This is a genomic window from Legionella nigrisilvae (assembly GCF_977063395.2).
Map to the genome: position 1 here is coordinate 188,269 of NZ_CDRUGZ020000023.1, position 21,565 is coordinate 209,833.

Here is a 21,565-nt window from a genome sequence, read left to right on the forward strand (position 1 = left end):
TTAATCTAACGTTCTTCTAAAAAGTACGATTCCAAAAAAAATAATAATTACTGAAAACACAATTATAGGCCAGGTATCAGGCCATAAAATATCGAACCCTGCCCCTTTCAACATGCTATTTCGGGTGATCCTTAAAAAATGGGTCAATGGAATAATTTGGCTTATTGTTTGCGCCCAGGGAGGTACTCCCGTAAATGGAAATAAAAAGCCAGAAACCATAATTGCGACGAGACCATACGCGTTGGTTAAGCCTACAGCTGCAAATTGTGTCCGCGTAACCGCTGAAATAGCGAGACCTGTGCCCAAACTGGAAATAGAATAAGGCGCTAAAAGTAATAGAAATAAAAAAAAGCTACCATGGAAAGGAATAGAGAAAATGAAATACGCGATTATTAACAATATAAAAAAAAGAAAATACCCTAAAATAAAATAGGGTAGAACTTTCCCAAAAATAATATGTGCGGGTGTTAAGGGGGTTATTAATAATGTTTCGAAGGTTCCTCGCTCAAATTCTGAGTTTATAGATACAGCAGTTAAAACGGTCAACGTTGAAAAGATTAATAATGCAATTAATCCGGGTATGGTATTGTACTGGGATATATTTTCTGGGTTGTATTTAGATTGGATATCGAAAATAAATGGGGCATCCTTAGAAGCTAAATAACTGAGAGAGCCTTGTAGTTCATGTTCAAATACTTTAGACGGTAATTCAGAGGCCGCTCGGAACGCATTTGAAACGGCTACAGGATCGGATGCGTCAGCTTCGATTAATACATGCGGATGTCTTCCCCGAATCAAATCACGGGTAAAATGAGGCGGTATGTTGATAACGAAAAGAACGGAGCCACTAAGTAACAGTCGCTCTGCTTTTTTTTCATCTTCGGTTATTGTTTGAATTGAAAAATAATTTGTATTTTTTAGGCCCTGCAATAAAGCGCGGGTGAACGAGGTATTCTCAGAAGTAATGACCACGGTTGGAAGATGGCGGGGATTGGTGTTAATGATGGCACCAAACAATAATATTTGAACAACTGGAATGATAATTAGCCATGAGAAAATCAAAATATCTCGTCTAATTTGAATAATTTCTTTCTTAGCAACCGACCAGATACGAAGAAATTCATTTTTAATCATTTATCGTCCTTGAATGAGAACTAAAAATACTCATTTTTCTCAAACAGATTTCTGAAATTTTGAAAAAACATCTACAAAAGATAAGATCTATATATTGGTAATCATCTTTACCCCGTGTGTTCTGTGATTTGGTCACCGAATTTAAAAGGGAGGTTAAGCTTTAAATGTTGAGTTATTAATCAAATCGAAGGCCGCGAAACAAATCGCAGAAAAAATGTACGACGATTGTCAACACACCTTATTTTCTTGATATAAATCTTAATCAATTATAGTGTATCGTATCTTAATATTATCCTGACTAACAAGCTATGATCGTGAAGATTTAACAGCTTGTTTAGAACAATATAGACATGTTCATCAACAGAATGTAAGGAACAACTTAACTAATCCCGACTGCGTGACTGATGAATTACTGATAACAGTGCTGTGTTTATTTCTTCGGATACATATTGTCAGAAGTTACTATTTGGTGGTAAGTTTTTTTATTCCTGCCCATTGAATCGATAAATTCGTTTAAGATCAAAATAATATGCAAAAATTCATTCCAAGATGGTTGTTTTTTCTTATGATTTGCGCCCAGCTTTTGGGTTGTAAGGAGAAGAACAATTCATTGCAAGGATATGTTGATGCTGATTATACCTATATATCAAGCAATTTTTCAGGAAATCTTATCAGCCTGGATGCTCGAAAAGGTACTGCAATAAAAAAAGGAGAGCTGTTGTTCACACTGGATGGACAGCCACAGCAATCCCAACTCGAGAAAGCGCAAGCAAATCTTACCCAAGCCTTAGCACAAATCAAAGTAAAACAAGCAGATCTTGACTTTCAAAATAAGTTATTGATTCGATATAAAAAATTACTAAAATCAGGCGGGGTCAGTCTTGAACAACTCGAAGAAGTAAAAAACAATTATCTTAATGCTCAAGCATTATTAATTTCCCAACAGGCATTGGTCGAGTCGTCGAGGGCAGAACTAACCCAAGCGAAATGGAGTGAATCAAACAAAAAGAAATTCTCCTCTATTTCAGGGTACGTTTACGATACTTATTTTACTGTCGGTGAGTTAGTATTATCAGGTCGTCCAGTATTATCTATTGTTACACCTGAAAATCTAAAGGTTATTTTTTATATTCCCGAGCCTTTATTATCTAAATTAAAATTAAAAAATGAAGTCAGCATTAGCTGTGATGGATGTAGTGATACATACCTTGCGACTGTAAGCTATATTTCTTCAAAAACTGAATATACCCCCCCTTACATATTTAGTGAAAGTTCAAGAACAAAATTCGTTTATCGAGTCGAGGCAAAACCCGTTAAAGAAGCATTGAATGATTTACATCCGGGCCAGCCAGTTAGCATCAACTTGATTTATAATCGTTAAAAGCGAAGTATTCGCCATAATGAAGTTAATTCGTTATATAAGAAGATGAAATGCAAAAAATTTATTTATTTTTATGCACAATAATACTTACAAGTTGTAAGGTGGGACCCAATTTTCATTCACCAGATGCCCCCCAAACGCCACACTATAACAATGGGTCTGTGAAAACAAAAACTGTCGGCGCCCCTAGCAGGGCCGGTCGACCGCAACAATTTATCTTTAGAAAAAATATATCCAAATCATGGTGGGAACTATTTCATTCAAAAGAACTAAATTCCTTTATTGAACAAGGATTAAAAAATAATCCATCCATAGCAATGAGCAAAGCCAATTTGCGCAAAGCTCAAGCCAATTTGCTTGCTGAAGCAGGACCTAACTTATTTCCTACTGTGGATACCCAATTTTTAGGAAGTCGTGAAAGAAATAGTCTACTCGCCACGGGCATCAATCTTACTCCGACCCCAGGAACAACGCTCCCATTTTCCTCAGTAAATACTTTTGATCTGTACAATGCCTCAGTTAGTGTGAGGTATAATCTAGACTTATTTGGCGGTAATCAGCGTCAGCTAGAAGCTTTAAAAGCAGCAATAGATTATGAACACTTCGAATTGGAGGCTACTTATTTAACATTAACCGCAAATATAGTTACCACAGGCATCACAATTGCATCCTTGCAAGAACAAGTTAAAACCACAAAAGAACTTATTGAATGTCAAAAAAAACTGGTGAAACTTGAAAATGATAACTACCTTCTTGGCCATACTTCCCGAGTAGACTTACTCAATAGCAAAAATCGACTTAAAGAAACCCAAGCGCAACTTCCTGTCCTCAAAAATGATTTGGCAAAAAAACATAATGCTCTTGCAGTGTTAACAGGCTCATTACCGAGTGAAACAGAACTTTTTGACCTTACGCTGCAAAATATCCAGTTACCCATAGATCTGCCAGTGACTCTTCCCTCACTTTTAGTCAAACAAAGACCGGATATAAAATCCTCTGAGTCATTATTGCATAAAGCAAGTGCTGAAATTGGTGTGGCTACTGCGAATCTCTTCCCCAAATTAAATCTAGGAGCTACTTATGCGTGGTACTCAACTGCACTTAGTACTTTATTCAATCCTGCAAATAATGTATGGAACTACGGCGGACAAATAGCGCAAACCCTTCTTAAAGGTGGGTCGCTACGTGCAAAACGAAAAATCGCAATTGCAGTATATGATTATGAACTCGCAAGGTACAAAAAAGTAGTACTAGATGCATTTCAACAGGTTGCAGATGTATTACATGCTCTGGAGTTCGACGCCGAACTGTTGCGTGAACGGGCAACTTCAGAAATTAATACCCATGAACATTTTAAAATAGTGAGAATGCAATACCAACTCGGTAAAGTGAACTATTTGTCGGTATTAAGAGCAAAAGAGGCTTATCTAAAAATTCATCTTAAAGTAATTCAGGCTGAAACGGCTCGTTATAATGACACAGCAGCGCTTTTTCAATCATTAGGTGGAGGATGGTGGAATAAAGGATAAATATCTAGCGTTTTTTTAATTGGAACTCGTATTCACCACTTTTTCTTCTTACAGTTGGAGAAGTACGCAATTTCGCCAAATTTAATTTCATTAAAATTGAAATATAAAACCACCCCAGATCAAATTCCGTATTTAGATAAGAAAGCTTGGCAGAGGAAGGATTGTGATGGTGATTATTGTGTAATTCCTCTCCATTTAACAAAATCCCTATATGCATTAAATTTCGCGAATTATCCTTAGTATCAAAGTTTCGATACCCACATTTATGAGTAAGGGCGGCAAATGCCCCAAATAATACCGTAGTAATTGCAAAAATATTTATATCCCACATTACCATTCCCCACAAACCAAAGAGCACGATATATAATGATAAAAAAAGTACCAATCCTAGAGATTGAAATTTAGTAAAAAGAAATTGCTCCAGTGCATCGTTATCGGAGATGGTTCCATATTTTTCTATCAGTGATGAAGGATTGCATTGGGCACAAATTTCAAATCCACTCAGGAATAGATTAAATGTCCCCTTATATATTGGACTATGTGGATCAAGTGGTAAATCTGCTTTTTGATGATGTAAGCGATGAATGGAAACCCATTCAGCTCGATTTAGCCCTGTAGCAAGCCAGAGCCAAAATCGGCAAAAATATCTTATTGGCAGTACGAGTTCAACCGACCGATGCGTTTCGCATCGATGTAAATAAATACTAAAGACAACAATGGTTATATGATAAACAATAAAGCAAAATATTAATTTTCCTTCCCACCCCAGGTCCCAAATCCCATAAATAAGTAACTGATTGTTGAAAATAAGACAAAAAAGCAAATAAACAATAAGGAATGACGATACTAATAAAACATCTTTGGATATTATCCTTGGATTTGAAATCTTCATTACAACCTCTCAACCCCTACATGAAACAAATCTGAGTTATACTTATGCCTTTATATTTACATTTTTTTCGCCTAAAGCTTTCATTACTTCAGTACCTGTCTTTAACTCCGGTGGAACTTTGTTAAGATGATGAATTATTTTTACCTTCTCTAAGAAACATAATAAATAATAAGTGATATCTATTTGCCACCAGCGAAATCCTTGGCGTGATGATCGTGGGTAATAGTGATGATTGTTATGCCAACCTTCGCCCAAAGTAATTAAAGCCAGCAGAAAATTATTCCGACTTTCATCTCCTGTCTCAAACGTTTTCGTACCCCATACATGGCAAAGTGAATTGATAGAAAAAGTAGCATGGAAGAGGATAATTGTTGAAATAATCCCCCAAATAACTAACTGTGGGCCATTAGTTTGAAGCTGAGGATAATAATGAGCTAAAAAGCTACCTATAAAATAAAGTATGAATAATAAACAGATAGGGACCACATTATCATAACGATTCAACCAGTATAATTCAGGATATTTTGCAAAATCCTGTATCGCTTTGTAGTCTGTTTTAAAGTTGTCTGAATAAAAAATCCATCCCACATGACTCCACAAAAGACCATGTTGTACTGGAGAATGTGGATCTTGTGATTTCTCTGTATAGCGATGATGATGACGATGATGACTTGCCCACCAAAGCGGTCCTCGTTGTACCGCTGCCGCACCTATTACAGCAAATATAAATTGCCAAAACCGATTAGTTTTAAAGGTCTTATGTGAAAAATAACGATGGTAAAACCCAGTTATTGCAAACATTCTAAAAAAATAAAGGAACATAGCAGTAATTACGGCTGTAATGCTCCACCCAACCCAAAACACTGCTAAACAGCACAAATGAAGAAGTACAAAGATGAAAACACGCGCCCAATGTATCGTACCTTGCTGTAAATGATTCTCTTTAAGACTCGTATCAAACCATCCATGTATGGAGAATATTAACGATTTGAATTTCATTTTTACCTCTGGAAACGAAAATTCGTTATCTATAAGGAATATGAAATAGGTATGAGATTTGATATTTTCTATAAACAGCAAAATAGTTCATATCTAAGATGAACACGCTTTACGTCACTGAAAATATAATCTCAGAGCTACAGCATAAACTTCGCACCCTAACTTAGCTCATATATTTCCATAATGTATATAATTGTAGCAAATATTCATTGGTTAGCATTTGAGTGCAAGTAAAAAGTACAAAAAATTACTGAATCTTAACTAAATTCGCCTTAGGTAAATTAATTCACTGGAAATGATTGCGGGTTTTTATAATAAATCGACAGTTTTTTGGTCATCCAACCATTATCGGGAAATGTCGTTCCCGGTACCTCCCAAACCCCCGTTGCAAAAGCACCAGCTCCCCACAAAATTGCAAAAACATGTGCGTCAACTGCCTTTTTCAATTGCACATTATTATTATGAGCCCAATTAAAATGGTTTAATACCAAACAACGAGTAGCATTTTTTCCAGCACATAAACTATACCCTTTAGGTAAATTAGCAATATCTTGATTAATCCAAGAAGCACTATTGCTTAAATCGGGTTGCAACCTTGAATCGCCGAAAAAATATACAGGAGCAGAGCCTTCTTCATGAGCCTCAAGAAGAGGCTCATCCTGAGTTGGGATATGGGCAGCAGGTATTTGCCATAACATTGCCGGTATGTAGCTTTTTCCTGCTTGCCTTCCTAGACCTTCGCTAATTTGTTTCGACATTGTTAGGAAATTTTGCCAGGCAGCATCATTATAAAACGTTGCCTGATTCATGAGTAAATTTGGGTATTTACTGCTGTAATCATCGGCACCATATCGATCAAAATAAATAAAATCAGGTTTATAGGTACTGGTGAATAACTCAAAACTTTTCAAGTCAGCCAGAACCCTATCCACATAAGGTTTCACAGCAGTTGACCCCCGATGAATCCACCACCCCCCTTCTGGAACTGCCGAAATATTTTCATGTACTCCCAGAGCGACATGAGGTCCAAAATGCTTCGCCATCCAGTTTTGAGCCTGTAACCAACCATTAAAATTATCTGAGAAATCAGGTAGGTCAGGGCTTTGGGTTGCTGAGGTACAAAGAGGCATCACATATTCGTTAACGCATGTGGCAAACGCTTGTCCGGCAGTATAGTTATCCGTTTTAGTTTTAAGCCAAATAAGTAAATCATTTGGGTTGCCGTTAATTAGGACCGGTTTATTATCCCACCCATAAGTGCAAAGAGGTGTTTGAGTAGGAGTGAAGTTAACTTTTTTACTCATCATACAATAAGCGTTGGAAACAGCCTGGGCTACGGGTATGTATAAAGATTTAACTGCTTCGACACGATTTGTATTTCCTAAGTAACCCAGCATATCTGGGTTCAATAAAATAGTGCCATACGTTCCAGTATTGCTATAAGCATTAGATTCTAATGTTTTAGACAAAAACATGAGATTAAAAAAATGCTTTGTTAAATCATCTAAGTTAGTAATGCTATCCGGATTCCAACCACCACTTAGTTGCCAACCGTATTCAACTAAAACAGGATTAACCGCATGACCAGTCTTGGCTTTTATATTTTTAGCCATGTTAATCATGTTCCAAATTTTATAGGGAGTTTCTACTTTTCCAGGATCACCGTCGCCCCCTGAACCATTGTATGTAAATACAGCATCAACACGAATATTTGTCGGCTCTTGCGGAGCACCATTCGTTATAGTTCCCATAGCTAGGTAGTTTGGCCAACCGGAAACAATATAATTGCCTGTATTTTGACCAAAAGAAAAGGAAGATAGGCTCATTGCAAAAACAAACAAAAAGCTCAAACTCATTTTTGTCATTGTATAGCTCCTAAATTATTCATCAGACTCTAAAAACGATGGGGTTACACTATTGCTGATTTTACTGATTGGACTGATGCTTGGAAAAAAACGAATTATACCACAACAGACCATAATGTTCACAAACAACACCTAACAAACAAAAAACAACCAATTTTAATGATCGATATTGCAGATATACTATTGAATTGAAAAATGTCGTTGCGGCTCGACTTAAAACGACGGGTCAGTGTGTCAATCCTTAAAAATAAAGCCCGCAGGAGGCAAAATTACTCACCTATGTCTTCACTCCATAGCGTTCTATTTTGAGCAATGAAGTCTCGCATCATGGTTATACATTCTTTATCTTGTAAAACCTCAAGTTTTATACCATGTGATGTTAATAATGATTCTTCCCCCATAAAGGTTTGATTTTCTCCAATCACAACATGAGGAACTTTATAAAGAAGTATAGCTCCGCTACACATGGGGCAAGGCGAAAGAGTGGTGTATAAAATGGATTGCTCATAAACTTTAGCTTGCTGTCTCCCCGCATTCTCTAATGCATCCATTTCAGCATGTAATATGCTGCTTCCTTTTTGAACCCGTTGATTATGTCCGCGCCCAATGATCTCGCCTTGGTGAACAAGCACGGCACCAATGGGTATTCCTCCCTGAGCGAGGCTTTGACGCGCTTCTTCTATCGCTGCTTCAAGATATCGTTGATGAGGCCCCGACATGGTAATCCCTGCAATGACAGTAATATTAGGAATATTCTCCAGGATTTAATCATTATAAACAAGAATATAATTTTGGAAAAAATAATCTGAGCCTATTGTGCCGCAGTTGTATCAAATCACTTACTTAGTAGCATTTATGATACATTAACCGTAGAGCAGGAAGAGAAAAAAATCCATCACCATCGAATAAATCGAAAACGCAAAATTTGTTGGCCAAAACCGGAAGGACACAGGGAATAATATAACTCAATAGATTGAGCATCACATAACCCTTTTCAAGCCTTGTTTGCGGGATTAACGAAGCCTACATCCGAGATGGATCTCAAAGAAGTAGGCAGAAAGAAATTCACATTAAGAGATTGTGCATGAGCCGCTATTGTTTGGCAAACAAACTGGTGCGCGGTTGACTACTTTCGTTCGTGTAGGAGCAGGTGTTGGCGTTGGTTGAAAGAAGTGTGGCTGATATTCCGCGGCGGTCGGTAAGGGTTGGGATTTTCCTTCCATTTCTTGTTGACTCACATGATTGCTTGTTGCATTCGAAACAGGAGTGCTGTGTAATTGCCTATCGGCTTTTTTTGGGGCAGGTTTAGCTGTTTTATCTTCGGTATTAGTCGATGCAGGCTTCACGGAAGGAAAATTATTTACAAGGCTTCGATTAAAAATAAACGGTTTCTGAAAAATTGTCCATTCCGCATGTTCAGTAATGTGCTTTAATGCATATAAATGTATTTCATCATTTATTTCTTTATAATGGGCAAAAAACTCAGTCCGGGAATAACACGTATATTCGTTACTTTCCTTACGTGCCTGTGCAAAAACATTATTGAGGTCTTCCTCACTTTTAAAAACCCTATTCTTGTATTTATACTCCCAACTGCCAGGATGGGTATTTGAAGATATTGTTTCATTTCCAACACCTTCAGGAAATGATATTTGTTTAACGTAATCTGTATTTTGAAAGAACCGTTGCAGCTCTTCTTCAACCAGCGCATAACCCTTCATTACCAGCCTATAACGAAATCCAGAAATATTAGGGAGTGTTAAAATCGTGTACAAGTCGGGATTTGAAAATTCTTCTTTTGTTTGGCCTACGGCTTTCTTCCAAACAACATCACTCGAAGCAATGTTCTGCCAATCTTTACAGACTAACTCTAAATTTGCTAAATCTCTTGGGCCTAAAAATGTCATTATATGCTCTACAATCTCTGCGGGTATCTCGGGTAACTGATCTTCAGATTTCTCTTGCATGATGGTCCTCTTTATGGTGTTGATTAACAATTGCCATATGATACATGATTAATATTAAGTCAAAATTAACAGGTAATGGCCTCCCCTCCCCAAAATAACCAGTGCAAAATTTGTTAAAAAATACTCAAAAGCAAGGTAATCAGTGGTGCTGTAGCACCAAGTAAAGAATGACTTAGGTTAAAAATACAGTAAAACCACTTGCTCGCTTTTCTAGTGGTAATAGTTCAAGCGTGCTTTTAATACATTTCCAATAAAAATAGAGATAATAATCATCGAAACACTGAAAGCAGGAGTAAGGTACCTGCAGCAATATTTTCTTATCCATGCTAGTTGCTGACCAATACCTCACTTATTGCCCATAAGTCACTGTGAAGCTCTATAATGCTCATCTCTTAAAATCTCGATAAACCTAATTTAGAGTGTGGAGATTTTCACAAGCGAATTCTTTATATAACAGAATTTTCAGCAAGCCAGGTTGTAAAGGCTTGTCTCTAAGTCAAAAGTTGAAAATCTTGGGGGAAAGTCATATTGAATACATAGAATTAAAATGACCCTAAAAAATGCGCAGCATAGACGCCTATGTTAGCATTTTTCAGAGCCAAACAGTATTTGGTCAGTTACATCTATTGAAAATGGAGGGCTAAACTAGTTTGGTTCATTTTGCTTCACCACATCAACATCTGCAGATGCATAAAAGAGCTTAAGTTCTTTTATTTTTTGCTTATTTTTAAAAAGTCATCCCCACCCGTTGAGCTAATTCATCCTGGGCTTTTGGTGTTTCTGCTACCTTCGCTTTGCGAAGTTCTCCAACAGCTGGATAAGAAAAGAGAATGCCTGAATCATGACCAGGTAATAATACAGTCATAGAACATACCGCATCCTCAACCTTACCAAAATAATTACCCAATGCTTCACTTCCCACTGCTTTATAACGAAGTGAATGCATTGCATCTGAATAGTCCTTAGTATCCTTCGGATTTGCTGTGGAGAGATATTCTTTTGTTGGCCAAAACAAAGGATAAAAATCAAAATATCCCTGCGTTAGTATAAGATTGCCCTCCCTGCTCTTAGGACCTCTATAATAATCCAAGAGAGGCTGTACCACAGCACGAACATCTTCTGCAAGAAATGGTGATCGAAAATCGGATATGACGACCGTAACATCGTTTTGGAGCAAATCAGTAATTGGCTCTTTGATTATCGCAGCCACTGAACTATCAAAACTCATCCTTAAATATTTTTTATCGTCAGTATTAACACTAGCTGCCTTCACATGTTGAGTACGACCTGTTACACGGACTATTAATTCTAATTCCTCTTCATCTGCCACATGATATGTATCAGTACACTTTGATTTCAACAAATTAAAGTCATCTTGATTAGAATTCTGTGGATTAAGTTTACAAATATGAAAATCCTTAGGTGATGCATAATAAAGGTCGCCATTGTACAAAATAACGGCATTTTTATTTTCTAATACTTTGTCCATTCCGTTCTTAAAATTGAATTTTGTTGGATCAACAGACACTTTAAGAAGTCCGCAAGGAAAATCACCTGGATAACATATATCAATATTTATAATTAAGTGTTTGCTCTCTGAATCAAAGACGATATTTTGGGCATAGGAATCACTTGGAGTAGGTCCGGATCCAATGGTGATAATAACTTGCTTAACATCGGCTCCAACATTGTTTAAATATCCCAATAATTGAGCTTTATTCTCCATATCTACTTTATCTTCTCGAGTGAATCTATACATATCGACACCTGTAAATTAGTTAATATTTTTAGAGGATGATTAATGCCCCCTGATGGGGCGCTATTGTACATTATAAGAACAATAATTCCAACAAAAATATTATATGAACAACAAAAGATCACACTTTATTGAAGCACAAACCGAACTTCATTTAGCAGGTTTTGTATTTTTTGTGATCAAAGATTTACGTACAGTCAACTCAAGTTTCATAAGAATTCTTTATCCGATGAGATGCTACATTTTTAAATTGGAATCAGGCGAATCAATCGAGTTAAAGATTATAGCTTCCCCGGAAATTACTTCACTAAGCGACTTCTCACCTGAGACGATATTAAAAAAGCTAATCCCTATGCTGGTTATTTTTCTCCAAGTATGTTCCAGGGTGGAAGGAGGAGCGATTCTGTCTAACTGCTCTATTTCTCCTTTTCCAGGATGCAATTCACGAAGTGAGTTAACGTAGGTTGCAATAACTTTAGATACTTCAGGTGTTAGTTCCGTTTGTTCATATAAATAGCTGAGAAAACGTTTTGCCAAACTCAATCGTGTAGCATAAAGTTCATCATCTTTTATTTTTATACGTTGTAAATGCAAAATATAATCTTCAAGGAGATATCTTGGTTGCGTAATCGCGTGAATTTTTTGAAATGCATCGGCTGACTCTTTTTCGTCAATATCTTCTACCCACTTATAAAAGCGAGTCTGCATCTCTTCTAATAATTCTTCATACATAAATGGATTCAACTGGTTTAGATTTTTTTCAATAAACTCCTTTATTTCGTCTCGTGGAGTTTCTTTTTTGGGGAGTTCAATTTTCTCCCATTTAAGGTTCTGAAAAACCATACATACAAATAAAGCAAACGTAATTGATTTGAGTGAATAGTCTAATTTTCCTTGCAAAGGCTTAGCTTCCAATTCATATACTGCTTGTAAGAGAGCTAACTTTTGAGCGTCTACTTCTAAATAACCATTATGCAACCATTCAAAGATCAAAAAATTGACTGTGTCATCTGCATCTAAGAGTTTATATTTTTGAGAAATAAAATCGGTCCAACCTAAAAATAGTAAATATTTTCCTTCGCGCAGGGCTTTAATATATTCCGAACTGGATGAGAGCATGACGATCCTTGACTGCTTTTTTAGAATATTATCCTATACTTAAAAAACATAAACATGCAAATGGTGCACACTATGAAAAGGAAATGGTATGTAGCTATTGCTGTATCTCTCTTGCCCTTTAGTTTCGCTTTCGCAAATTGCGATTTAACCCAGTTTCGCTGGGAATGTGACTTGCCGGTGAAAGTTAAACCCAGGCCAGGAGCGACCTCCCTCGTCTACTGTGGTAACTCCTATGGTTACCTCACCAAACAGGAATACGATATACTAGCCCGCTACCAACGTGCGAATGTTAATATGGTTTTGGATATTAATGGCGAATACATAGACAGCCCTTGTATCGGAGCACAGAGATAGTAAAATAGCTCAGATTAACTCCTTCATTTAGGAATGACAGCCTGGGCGCGCGCAGCAAAACCCAGGTTTTCCTGAAGCTAACTTTCCCGGGTTCCACTGCGCGGCACCCCAGGCTACACGTATATTATTTAGATGATCATTGAACTCGATGGTATTCCAATAGAAATATCAAGAAAAAAAATTAAAAATATGAATCTACGCATTTACCCCCCTGACGGCTTAGTTAAAGTAAGTGTTCCTCTTCGATTCAGTGAACAACTTATAAGACAAAGTCTTGAATCTAAAAGTGCATGGATTCATAAACAAAGAGAGAGAATTCGTAACCGTGCTGTTTTGGAAGCATGTACTTTTGAAACAGGATCAACAATAGTATTTAGAGGAAACAAATATTTATTAATCATCGAAGAACATTATGGTCCTGCACAAATTAAAATCCAAAATGAATTGATCTACTGTTATACCCAACCCAACAGCACTCCCACTCAAATACAAACCCTGATTGAGGGGTGGTATAAGCAGCAAATGCAAAGATTATTGCCTGAGCTCATTCATCGTTGGGAAGCTATTGTTGGAGTTAAAGTAGCTGAGTGGGGGATCCGAAAAATGAAAACACGTTGGGGTTCCTGCAATACCAGAGCAGCACGTATTTGGTTAAATCTTAATCTTATTAAAAAACCACCGATTTGTCTTGAATATGTTCTTGTTCATGAGTTAGTTCATCTGTTAGAACCTAGTCATAATCAACGATTTTATGGGTTAATGAGTAAATTTATGCCACAATGGCGCGAATATGAATATCACCTTGAGGGGCGTATACTTTGATTGATACCGAACAACTGATCAATGACCTTTGTAAGCAAGGATTTTGTATTATTGATGGCTTTCTTGAGCAAACGCAATGCCAATCATTACGCACAACCGCCCAAAAATTATACGAACAGGGATTATTTCGTGGTGCCAAAATTGGTCTGAAACTTGGATCACATAAAAATGAGTCCGTTCGTACTGATGAAATTTTGTGGCTGGAAGAGAATGAAACCGATCCAGCAATCCAATTCTTTTTAAAACGAATGAAACAATTGGCTCAAATATTAAACCAGTCCTTGTTTTTAGGGATACATGAATTTGAAACGCACTTCGCTGCATATCAACCCGGTACTTATTATAAAAAACATGTGGATCAATTCGCGGCCCAAAAAACCCGCAAAATATCATGCGTATATTATTTAAATCCGCACTGGACCCCTGATTTTGGAGGTGAGTTAAAATTGTACAATACAGAGGATCAATTAATTCAGAATGTGTTGCCATTAGAGAATCGCTTCATATGTTTCAACAGTGAATTGCCCCATGAAGTATGTGTTACTCATCAACCTCGATACAGCATTACTGGCTGGATGAAAACACCTGCCCACTTTATATTAACCAAAGGTGCATTCTCCAATTTCCAAAAAACGGGATGAAGAAAGTGATTAGATAGATAATTAGAATCTAACCTTGTTCGTGAAACAAGATTATTGTGTATAATGATATTTTCATTCTCATTTGATCTTCTATGCATGCCTTAGACATTAAACAATTATTCAAAACCTATGCTAATGGGGTACAAGCATTAAAAGGCATTGATTTAACCATAAATAAGGGTGATTTTTTTGCTTTACTAGGTGCCAACGGTGCTGGAAAGTCGACAACCATTGGTCTAATTACATCTTTACTCAATAAAACCTCAGGTAGTATCAGTATCCATGGTTATGATTTGGAAAAAGAGCCTGCGAAAGCCAAATCCTGTTTGGGTCTTGTCCCCCAAGAAATCAATCTAAATATTTTTGAAAATTGCGAACAAATTCTTCTAAATCAAGCAGGATACTACGGGATTTCACGAAAGAATGCGCAACCTCGAGTTGAAACTCTTTTGCAACAATTAGGTCTTTGGGAAAAAAGAAACTCCATAACACGACACTTATCTGGAGGAATGAAACGTCGACTCATGATTGCCAGGGCTTTAGTACATCAGCCCAAAGTACTCATTCTAGATGAGCCTACCGCAGGAGTAGACATAGAAATTAGACATAGTATGTGGGAGTTTCTCACCCGAACTAATGCAGAAGGCACAACGATTATCCTCACCACCCACTATCTAGAAGAAGCAGAGCAATTATGTAAAAATATTGCCATCATAAATGAAGGGGAAATTATAAAAAATACCTCGATGAAAGCTTTACTTCAAACCTTGCGCCATCAAACGTTTATTTTCAATACAGAAATTCGTATCGATACTCTACCCGACTTATTTCCCTTTAAGCCCACATTGGTTGATAGTACTACAATAGAACTTCGGGTGGACAATAATTTGAATTTAAACGATGCATTTGCTCTGTTCACCAAAAATGGAATAAAAATTCATAGTATGCGAAATAAAACCAATCGCTTGGAAGAACTCTTTTTGGATCTTATAAAAAATGGCCATTAAACAACAAGTTGTTGCATTATATACTTTGGTGAGGCGCGAGTTGGTTCGTATGTTTCGTATAGCAAGCCAAGTATTTTTACCCCCTGTGATTACAACTACGCTTTACTTTCTCATTTTTGGTAGCTTAATCGGCCCCCGTATCGGCTCCATCCAAGGAGTCAGTTATCCGATGTTTATTGCTCCTGGATTGATCATGATGTCCGTTATTGTTAACTCTTACGGGAATGTATCTTCCTCTCTTTACAGCGTTCGCTTTCAAAAAAGTATCGAAGAAATGCTTGTGAGTCCGATGCGTAACAGCCTCTTGCTCCTCGGCTATGTCTTGGGTGGGGTATTTAGAGGCTTAATTGTCGCAATATTGGTTTACATCATTGCAAGTTTTTTCTTAACCATTGAATTAAGTCACTTACCAATGACCTTACTTGTTGTATTGCTGGTGTCTGCTGTATTTTCATTAGCCGGTTTCACCAATGCGATGGTGGCGCGAAATTTTGATGATATTATGATTGTTCCAACATTTATACTCACGCCGCTCACCTATTTAGGTGGTGTATTTTATAGTATCAATATGCTGCCAGAATTTTGGCAGAAGATATCTCTGCTAAATCCTATTTTGTATATGGTTAATGCATTGCGACAAGCAATGATTGGCCAAAGCGAGGTGGATATCTCTTTAGCAATGGGAATTATTTGCCTCATGTTGGTGTTACTCACCTTTCTCAACATGTTTTTATTAAAAAGAGGGGTCGGGTTTCGCGAATAATTATGGATGTCCACCTAACAGCCTAGATGAGCGAAGCGTTATCCGATTTTTAGTTGATGCCCGTCCCTTTTATTTAGACTTAAAACCCAAAGCCTGTAAACGTTGTTCCACTGAAGGGTGGGTTGCAAAAGCATTACTTAACGATTTCACAGGATCAATATCGGATGGATCAAAAAGATAGGAAGCCTGCCTCACCTGCTCATGGGGTGTATTCCCATATTCCGCTGAATACTGTTCAGCGTGTTGTTGATGATCATCATTAATTTTGAGCAATGCCCGGGCTAAAGGTTCGTTATCCCGCATTAACTCCACACAGCCCGCATCAGCCATATATTCACGGGTTCGACTTAAGAATAGAGTTAATAAAATAGTAAGTAACGGTAACACATAACGAAGAATTATAATCACCATTAACAAACGGTTGTCCTCCCGTTTACCATCACGCTTAAAGACTGCGGAATAAAATAGGATATCTATTACGATCAAAAGAATATTACTCAAAATTGCAACGGTTAGCGTTAATTTAATATCATAGTGACGAATGTGACTTAGTTCATGGGCCATTACTGCTTGTAATTCTGCCCTGTCCAGTTTTTCCATTAAACCGCGAGTAATGGCAACCATTGCTGATCGTTCACTATACCCGCTCGCGAAAGCATTCATATAATCCGCTTCGATAATAAAAACTTTAGGCATGTACTGCAAACCTGCAGCAACTTTCATTTCTTCAACTACATTATACAGTTGTTGTTCTCGTAAATCCCGAGCAGTTTGTGGGGTAATTTCATGATATTCCGTACCTAATAACATAATTCGATCATAAAATGCATAAGTTATTAATAATGACACCACGGCAATACCAACCATTATAAGAGTGGCGTAGGGAATCACGCGCAGATGGATCAACGCGTTAAAGCATTGCTGCAAAGTCACTTGGGGATAGGTAGATTGCAAAATAAATAAATCAGCAATGAAGCCCACACCAAAAAAAATTGCAACAAAAAAAGTAATAACTCCATAGGTTTTACGTTGATTCAACCGTATTTGTTCGCGCCAATTTCCTACGCCACCATGATAGTCTTCAAGTTCCATATTCTAGACTCAAAATTTTACGGTATAGTCTTCTTTAGCTTGAATCTGCTCTTCAGGAAGTCCCCAATAAACAAAATCTTTATCTAGAGCGGAAGGAAAAAAAGATACCACCATAGATTCAAAGAAGGATTTCTTTTTAGCATTATAACGCTCTATGCCATCATTATAAGCCTGCTTGGAATATGCTAATTTATTTTCAGTATTAACAATTTCTTCCTGCAATTGCATGACATTTTGACTTGCTTTCAGATCAGGGTAATTTTCAAATACCACATTGAGCCCAGATGCAATTTGAGAAATTTGATTTTCCGCAGCAATACGGCCCTCTTCATCTCCCACAGCTTTAGCAGCTTGCGCCTGATTACGTAAAGCAACTACATCCTTTAATGTAGTTTTTTCGTAATCCATATATTTCTTTACCGCTTCAATGAGCGATTCAAAAACTTTAAATCGGCGGTCCAACTGGATATCTATTTGCTTTTTGTCGTTATTAATCGCCTCGATTAAGTGAATTAAGGTGTTATAAACACTAATAGCCCATAAGAATAAAAGTACTACAATAATAATAAGGGCAATCAAAAATGTACTCATTTTTCATCCTATGTAAAATTTTCTACAATTTAGTTATAGATCGAAAACACCAAAAAAAATAGTGAAATGACTGAGTAATTTTTTGCAAAGCCAAAACATACGAGTACAGTTAATGAATAAAAGTCAAATTGGATGGTGTGTCCACTTCTTAGCATATTATCTGTGTTGGATAGCTTGTTTCTATTTTGCAGCACAAAATAATGTATTGCTCGGAACAATAATTGGTCTTCTGATTATTGCGGTGCAAATCGCCTGGCAATCAATTAATCGATTACCTTATTTAAATGCTCTTTATTTTGCACTTCTTATCGGAGTAATTGGCTCACTGACGGATACCATTTGGCTGCATCAAAATTTTATTTACTTTAAAGCAAATCCCTTTAGCTCTTATTTTACAGCCCCATGGATGATTTGTATTTGGTTAAGTTTTGGATTAAATCTTATTATTCTTAATGAAAAATTTACTCGTTACTATCTCATTTGGTTCCTACTCATTCTTTTTATGATGCCTTTTGCTTATAAAATTGGCGAAACCTGTAATATCGTTGTGATCGAAAAAAGTTATCCCTTTTATTTTTTTGTAGGAATTACTTGGGCCTTCCTCTTACCTGCTAGCTTTTATTTATATCATTATTTAAATAAACCCAACATTGTGAACTCATGACCTCAAGCTGTACCATCATCGCGCATCCAAAATAGGCTTCAAAAATTGTCCTGTATAAGAACGTTCACATGCTGCAACTTGCTCAGGTGTTCCAGTTGCCACAATGCGGCCCCCTTTGCTTCCCCCCTCAGGTCCAAGATCAATAATCCAATCTGCAGTCTTAATCACATCCAGATTATGTTCAATAATCACCACCGTATTCCCTTGCTCCCGTAAACGAAATAATACAGCTAATAACTGCTTGGTATCGTGAAAATGTAATCCGGTAGTCGGTTCATCAAGGATATAGAGGGTACTTCCAGTATCCCGTTTCGACAATTCCCGAGATAATTTAATTCTCTGAGCTTCCCCACCAGAAAGTGTGGTGGCACTTTGTCCCAATTTAATATAGGACAAACCAACATCCATCAAGGTCTGACACTTTCTGGCCAATACAGGAATGGCTGCAAAAAATTGACTTGCATCCTCAACAGTCATTTCTAAGACTTCATGAATGTTTTTGCCTTTATACTGAATATCAAGAGTTTCTCGATTATAACGTTTTCCCTTGCACACATCGCATGATACATAAATATCAGGTAAAAAGTGCATTTCAACTTTAATCAAACCATCTCCCTGACACGCTTCACAACGCCCACCGCGAACGTTAAAACTAAACCGTCCGGGCTGATACCCTCTTGCTCGAGATTCCGGAGTTGCTGCAAATAACTCCCGAATATGAGTAAAGATACCTGTATACGTAGCTGGATTAGAACGCGGGGTCCTCCCAATCGGACTTTGGTCAATATCAATTACTTTATCGCATAAATTCAAACCCAAAATTTCTTTGGCTGATCCTGGAGTAAATAAACTTGCTCTATTTAACAGATTGGCCGCACTCGGATATAAAGTATCATTTATCAGACTTGATTTTCCCGATCCTGAAACTCCAGTAATACATGTAAGTAACCCTAAGGGAATACTAACATCGACATCAACTAAGTTGTTGCAAACCACTCCTTTGAGATGAATCATTTTTTCGGAGTTAACGGGCAAGCGTCTAGTAGGAATTGCAATGGATTGCTTTCCAGATAAATATTGACCTGTTAAGGACGCTGGTGCTTCCATAATTTCTTGTGGTGTACCCCTTGCAACAATTTCACCACCATGTACCCCAGCCCCTGGACCTATATCCAAGACAAAATCAGCACTGCGGATTGCATCCTCATCATGCTCGACCACAATAACCGTGTTTCCAAGATTTCGTAGGTGCATTAAGGTCTTTAATAATCGGTCATTATCTCTTTGGTGCAATCCAATTGAAGGTTCGTCCAAAATATACATCACCCCAACCAATCCAGAACCAATCTGGCTGGCTAAACGAATGCGTTGCGCCTCTCCCCCGGATAAGGTTTCAGCACTGCGAGCTAATGAAAGGTAATCCAAGCCGACATTGACCAGGAATCCTAATCGCTCCACAATCTCTTTATTAATTTTGGCTGCAATTTCACCTTTATATCCTGTCATCCGCAGATCTTTAAAAAATGCATAAGCTTTTTCGATCGAATACGCCGTAATTTCGGACAGATTTTTATCATCAATAAATACATGCCGTGCTTCTTCACGTAATCGTGCACCATGGCAACTCTGGCATGGACGAGAAGATAAATACTTTGCAAGCTCCTCACGTATCATTCCTGACTCAGATTCACGATAACGACGTTGCATATTAGGAATAATCCCTTCAAAAGAGTGCCGTTTTACGGTATATCCCCCATTAGGACGATGATAATGAAAATCTATCACCTCGCGTCCACTACCATACAAAACAATCTGGCGAATCTCTTCGGACAAATCACAAAATGCAGTTTGGACATCAAAACGATAATGCCCAGCCAGCGACTCAAGCATTGAGAAATAATAAGTCGTTTTTTTATCCCAGCCGCGTATAGCACCTTCAGCCAAACTGGCCGTTTGATCGTGCACAACCCGTTCCGGATCAAAAAACTGATCAACCCCTAATCCATCACATGCAGGGCAAGCACCCACTGGATTATTAAATGAAAAAAGTCTAGGTTCTAACTCACTGAGACTGTATCCACATTCAGGACATGCAAATTTAGAAGAAAAAACAAGATCATCAAATTGATTATCCATTGAAGCCACTATGACGAGGCCTTCTGCTAAATTTAACGCATTTTCAAAGGATTCACTTAAGCGCTGAGCGATATCGGGTCTCACCTTAAAACGATCTATTACGACTTCAATCGTATGTTTCGTTCGTAAACCCAGCTTAGGAGGAGAGTCCAACTCATATAATTCTCCATCAATACGAGCACGTACATAACCTTGAGCTTGCAATTGTTGTAACAGCTGAACCTGCTCACCTTTTCGCTCACGCACTACTGGAGCCAAAATCATTACTTTACTGTCAGTGGGTAAAGCCAAAACATGATCGACCATTTGGCTAATGGTTTGTGCATGCAGACTAACATGATGCGTCGGACAACGGGGCTCCCCCACCCGAGCGTAGAGTAGCCGCAAATAATCATATATTTCGGTAATAGTTCCTACTGTAGAACGAGGGTTATGGGAAGTGGCTTTTTGCTCAATGGAAATCGCCGGTGATAAGCCCTCTATCGAATCGACATCGGGCTTCTCCATCATAGACAAAAATTGACGTGCATAAGCAGATAAAGACTCAACATAACGACGTTGCCCTTCTGCATATAAGGTATCAAAAGCTAAAGAGGATTTCCCGGAACCTGATAAACCCGTAATTACAATTAATTTATCACGAGGTAAATCCAAGTCGAGGTTTTTTAAGTTGTGGGTTCTTGCACCACGTATGGTGATAGTATGCATAAAACTCGGTAATTTGGTTTAAAAAAGTTATGGTTTAGTTTTTAAATTTTTCGGTTACAAACTATACAATTATACGTCAAAAAGGCGTGTACAGCATCAAAAACCGCAATTTTATAGTACACATTTTTTATTTACAGATTATACT

19 protein-coding genes are annotated in these 21,565 nt (G+C 37.6%); 8 read left to right on the forward strand and 11 right to left on the reverse strand.

Annotation, left to right across the window (positions count from 1 at the left end):
• The gene (locus ACWTE2_RS15930; RefSeq protein ID WP_454786104.1) at positions 1-1,134 is read right to left on the reverse strand and encodes an ABC transporter permease; all 1,134 of its coding nucleotides are present in this window, start codon (positions 1,132-1,134) and stop codon (positions 1-3) included.
• A gap of 529 nt (positions 1,135-1,663) precedes the next feature.
• On the opposite strand from ACWTE2_RS15930, the gene ACWTE2_RS15935 reads away from it, so the two are divergent.
• Both ACWTE2_RS15935 and ACWTE2_RS15940 read left to right on the forward strand, forming a co-directional pair.
• Positions 1,664-2,515: an HlyD family secretion protein gene (locus ACWTE2_RS15935; protein WP_454786105.1), complete on the forward strand. Its 852-nt coding sequence runs from the start codon at positions 1,664-1,666 to the stop codon at positions 2,513-2,515.
• Positions 2,516-2,565: 50 nt separating this feature from the next.
• Positions 2,566-4,044 (forward strand): efflux transporter outer membrane subunit, encoded by a 1,479-nt coding sequence (locus tag ACWTE2_RS15940; RefSeq protein WP_454786106.1) that lies wholly within the window; start codon positions 2,566-2,568, stop codon positions 4,042-4,044.
• Between the two features lie 4 nt (positions 4,045-4,048).
• On the opposite strand, the gene ACWTE2_RS15945 is transcribed toward ACWTE2_RS15940, so the two are convergent.
• From ACWTE2_RS15945 to ACWTE2_RS15975, 7 genes are all read right to left on the reverse strand, one after another.
• Positions 4,049-4,936: an acyl-CoA desaturase gene (locus ACWTE2_RS15945; protein WP_454786107.1), complete on the reverse strand. Its 888-nt coding sequence runs from the start codon at positions 4,934-4,936 to the stop codon at positions 4,049-4,051.
• A gap of 42 nt (positions 4,937-4,978) precedes the next feature.
• The gene (locus ACWTE2_RS15950) at positions 4,979-5,935 is read right to left on the reverse strand and encodes an acyl-CoA desaturase (protein ID WP_454786108.1); all 957 of its coding nucleotides are present in this window, start codon (positions 5,933-5,935) and stop codon (positions 4,979-4,981) included.
• A 281-nt stretch (positions 5,936-6,216) separates the two neighbouring features.
• Positions 6,217-7,800 (reverse strand): hypothetical protein, encoded by a 1,584-nt coding sequence (locus ACWTE2_RS15955; RefSeq protein ID WP_454786109.1) that lies wholly within the window; start codon positions 7,798-7,800, stop codon positions 6,217-6,219.
• Between the two features lie 269 nt (positions 7,801-8,069).
• Positions 8,070-8,519: a nucleoside deaminase gene (locus ACWTE2_RS15960; RefSeq protein ID WP_454786110.1), complete on the reverse strand. Its 450-nt coding sequence runs from the start codon at positions 8,517-8,519 to the stop codon at positions 8,070-8,072.
• 351 nt (positions 8,520-8,870) lie between these two features.
• Positions 8,871-9,767: an F-box protein gene (locus ACWTE2_RS15965; protein ID WP_454786111.1), complete on the reverse strand. Its 897-nt coding sequence runs from the start codon at positions 9,765-9,767 to the stop codon at positions 8,871-8,873.
• 727 nt (positions 9,768-10,494) lie between these two features.
• Positions 10,495-11,526 (reverse strand): hypothetical protein, encoded by a 1,032-nt coding sequence (locus tag ACWTE2_RS15970; protein ID WP_454786112.1) that lies wholly within the window; start codon positions 11,524-11,526, stop codon positions 10,495-10,497.
• 234 nt (positions 11,527-11,760) lie between these two features.
• Entirely contained in the window at positions 11,761-12,642 is an 882-nt protein-coding gene (locus ACWTE2_RS15975; RefSeq protein ID WP_454786113.1) for a helical bundle domain-containing protein, read from the reverse strand.
• A 72-nt stretch (positions 12,643-12,714) separates the two neighbouring features.
• Here ACWTE2_RS15975 and ACWTE2_RS15980 point away from each other — a divergent pair, with 72 nt between their 5' ends.
• The 5 genes from ACWTE2_RS15980 to ACWTE2_RS16000 all read left to right on the forward strand — a co-directional run bounded on the left by ACWTE2_RS15980 (position 12,715) and on the right by ACWTE2_RS16000 (position 16,229).
• A complete protein-coding gene (locus ACWTE2_RS15980; RefSeq protein WP_454786114.1) occupies positions 12,715-12,996 on the forward strand; it encodes a hypothetical protein in 282 nt (93 codons plus the stop codon).
• Between the two features lie 132 nt (positions 12,997-13,128).
• Positions 13,129-13,818 (forward strand): M48 family metallopeptidase, encoded by a 690-nt coding sequence (locus ACWTE2_RS15985; RefSeq protein WP_454786115.1) that lies wholly within the window; start codon positions 13,129-13,131, stop codon positions 13,816-13,818.
• Positions 13,815-14,459, forward strand: a complete 645-nt coding sequence (locus ACWTE2_RS15990) for a 2OG-Fe(II) oxygenase (RefSeq protein WP_454786116.1) — start codon at positions 13,815-13,817, stop codon at positions 14,457-14,459. Before ACWTE2_RS15985 ends, ACWTE2_RS15990 begins: the two co-directional genes overlap by 4 nt.
• A gap of 92 nt (positions 14,460-14,551) precedes the next feature.
• Positions 14,552-15,466: an ABC transporter ATP-binding protein gene (locus ACWTE2_RS15995; protein ID WP_454786117.1), complete on the forward strand. Its 915-nt coding sequence runs from the start codon at positions 14,552-14,554 to the stop codon at positions 15,464-15,466.
• The gene (locus tag ACWTE2_RS16000; RefSeq protein ID WP_454786118.1) at positions 15,456-16,229 is read left to right on the forward strand and encodes an ABC transporter permease; all 774 of its coding nucleotides are present in this window, start codon (positions 15,456-15,458) and stop codon (positions 16,227-16,229) included. The genes ACWTE2_RS15995 and ACWTE2_RS16000 overlap by 11 nt, the downstream gene beginning before the upstream one ends.
• Positions 16,230-16,298: 69 nt before the next feature.
• On the opposite strand, the gene htpX is transcribed toward ACWTE2_RS16000, so the two are convergent.
• Entirely contained in the window at positions 16,299-17,321 is a 1,023-nt protein-coding gene (gene htpX / locus ACWTE2_RS16005) for a zinc metalloprotease HtpX (RefSeq protein WP_454786119.1), read from the reverse strand.
• A gap of 9 nt (positions 17,322-17,330) precedes the next feature.
• A complete protein-coding gene (locus tag ACWTE2_RS16010; protein ID WP_182391607.1) occupies positions 17,331-17,912 on the reverse strand; it encodes a LemA family protein in 582 nt (193 codons plus the stop codon).
• A 112-nt stretch (positions 17,913-18,024) separates the two neighbouring features.
• Here ACWTE2_RS16010 and ACWTE2_RS16015 point away from each other — a divergent pair, with 112 nt between their 5' ends.
• Positions 18,025-18,576 carry a DUF2878 family protein gene (locus tag ACWTE2_RS16015; protein WP_454786120.1) on the forward strand — a complete coding sequence of 184 codons (552 nt, stop codon included), beginning with the start codon at positions 18,025-18,027 and terminating at the stop codon, positions 18,574-18,576.
• 15 nt (positions 18,577-18,591) lie between these two features.
• Here ACWTE2_RS16015 and uvrA read toward each other — a convergent pair whose 3' ends face one another.
• Positions 18,592-21,420 carry an excinuclease ABC subunit UvrA gene (gene uvrA, locus ACWTE2_RS16020; RefSeq protein ID WP_454786121.1) on the reverse strand — a complete coding sequence of 943 codons (2,829 nt, stop codon included), beginning with the start codon at positions 21,418-21,420 and terminating at the stop codon, positions 18,592-18,594.
• Between the last annotated feature and the right edge of the window lie 145 nt (positions 21,421-21,565).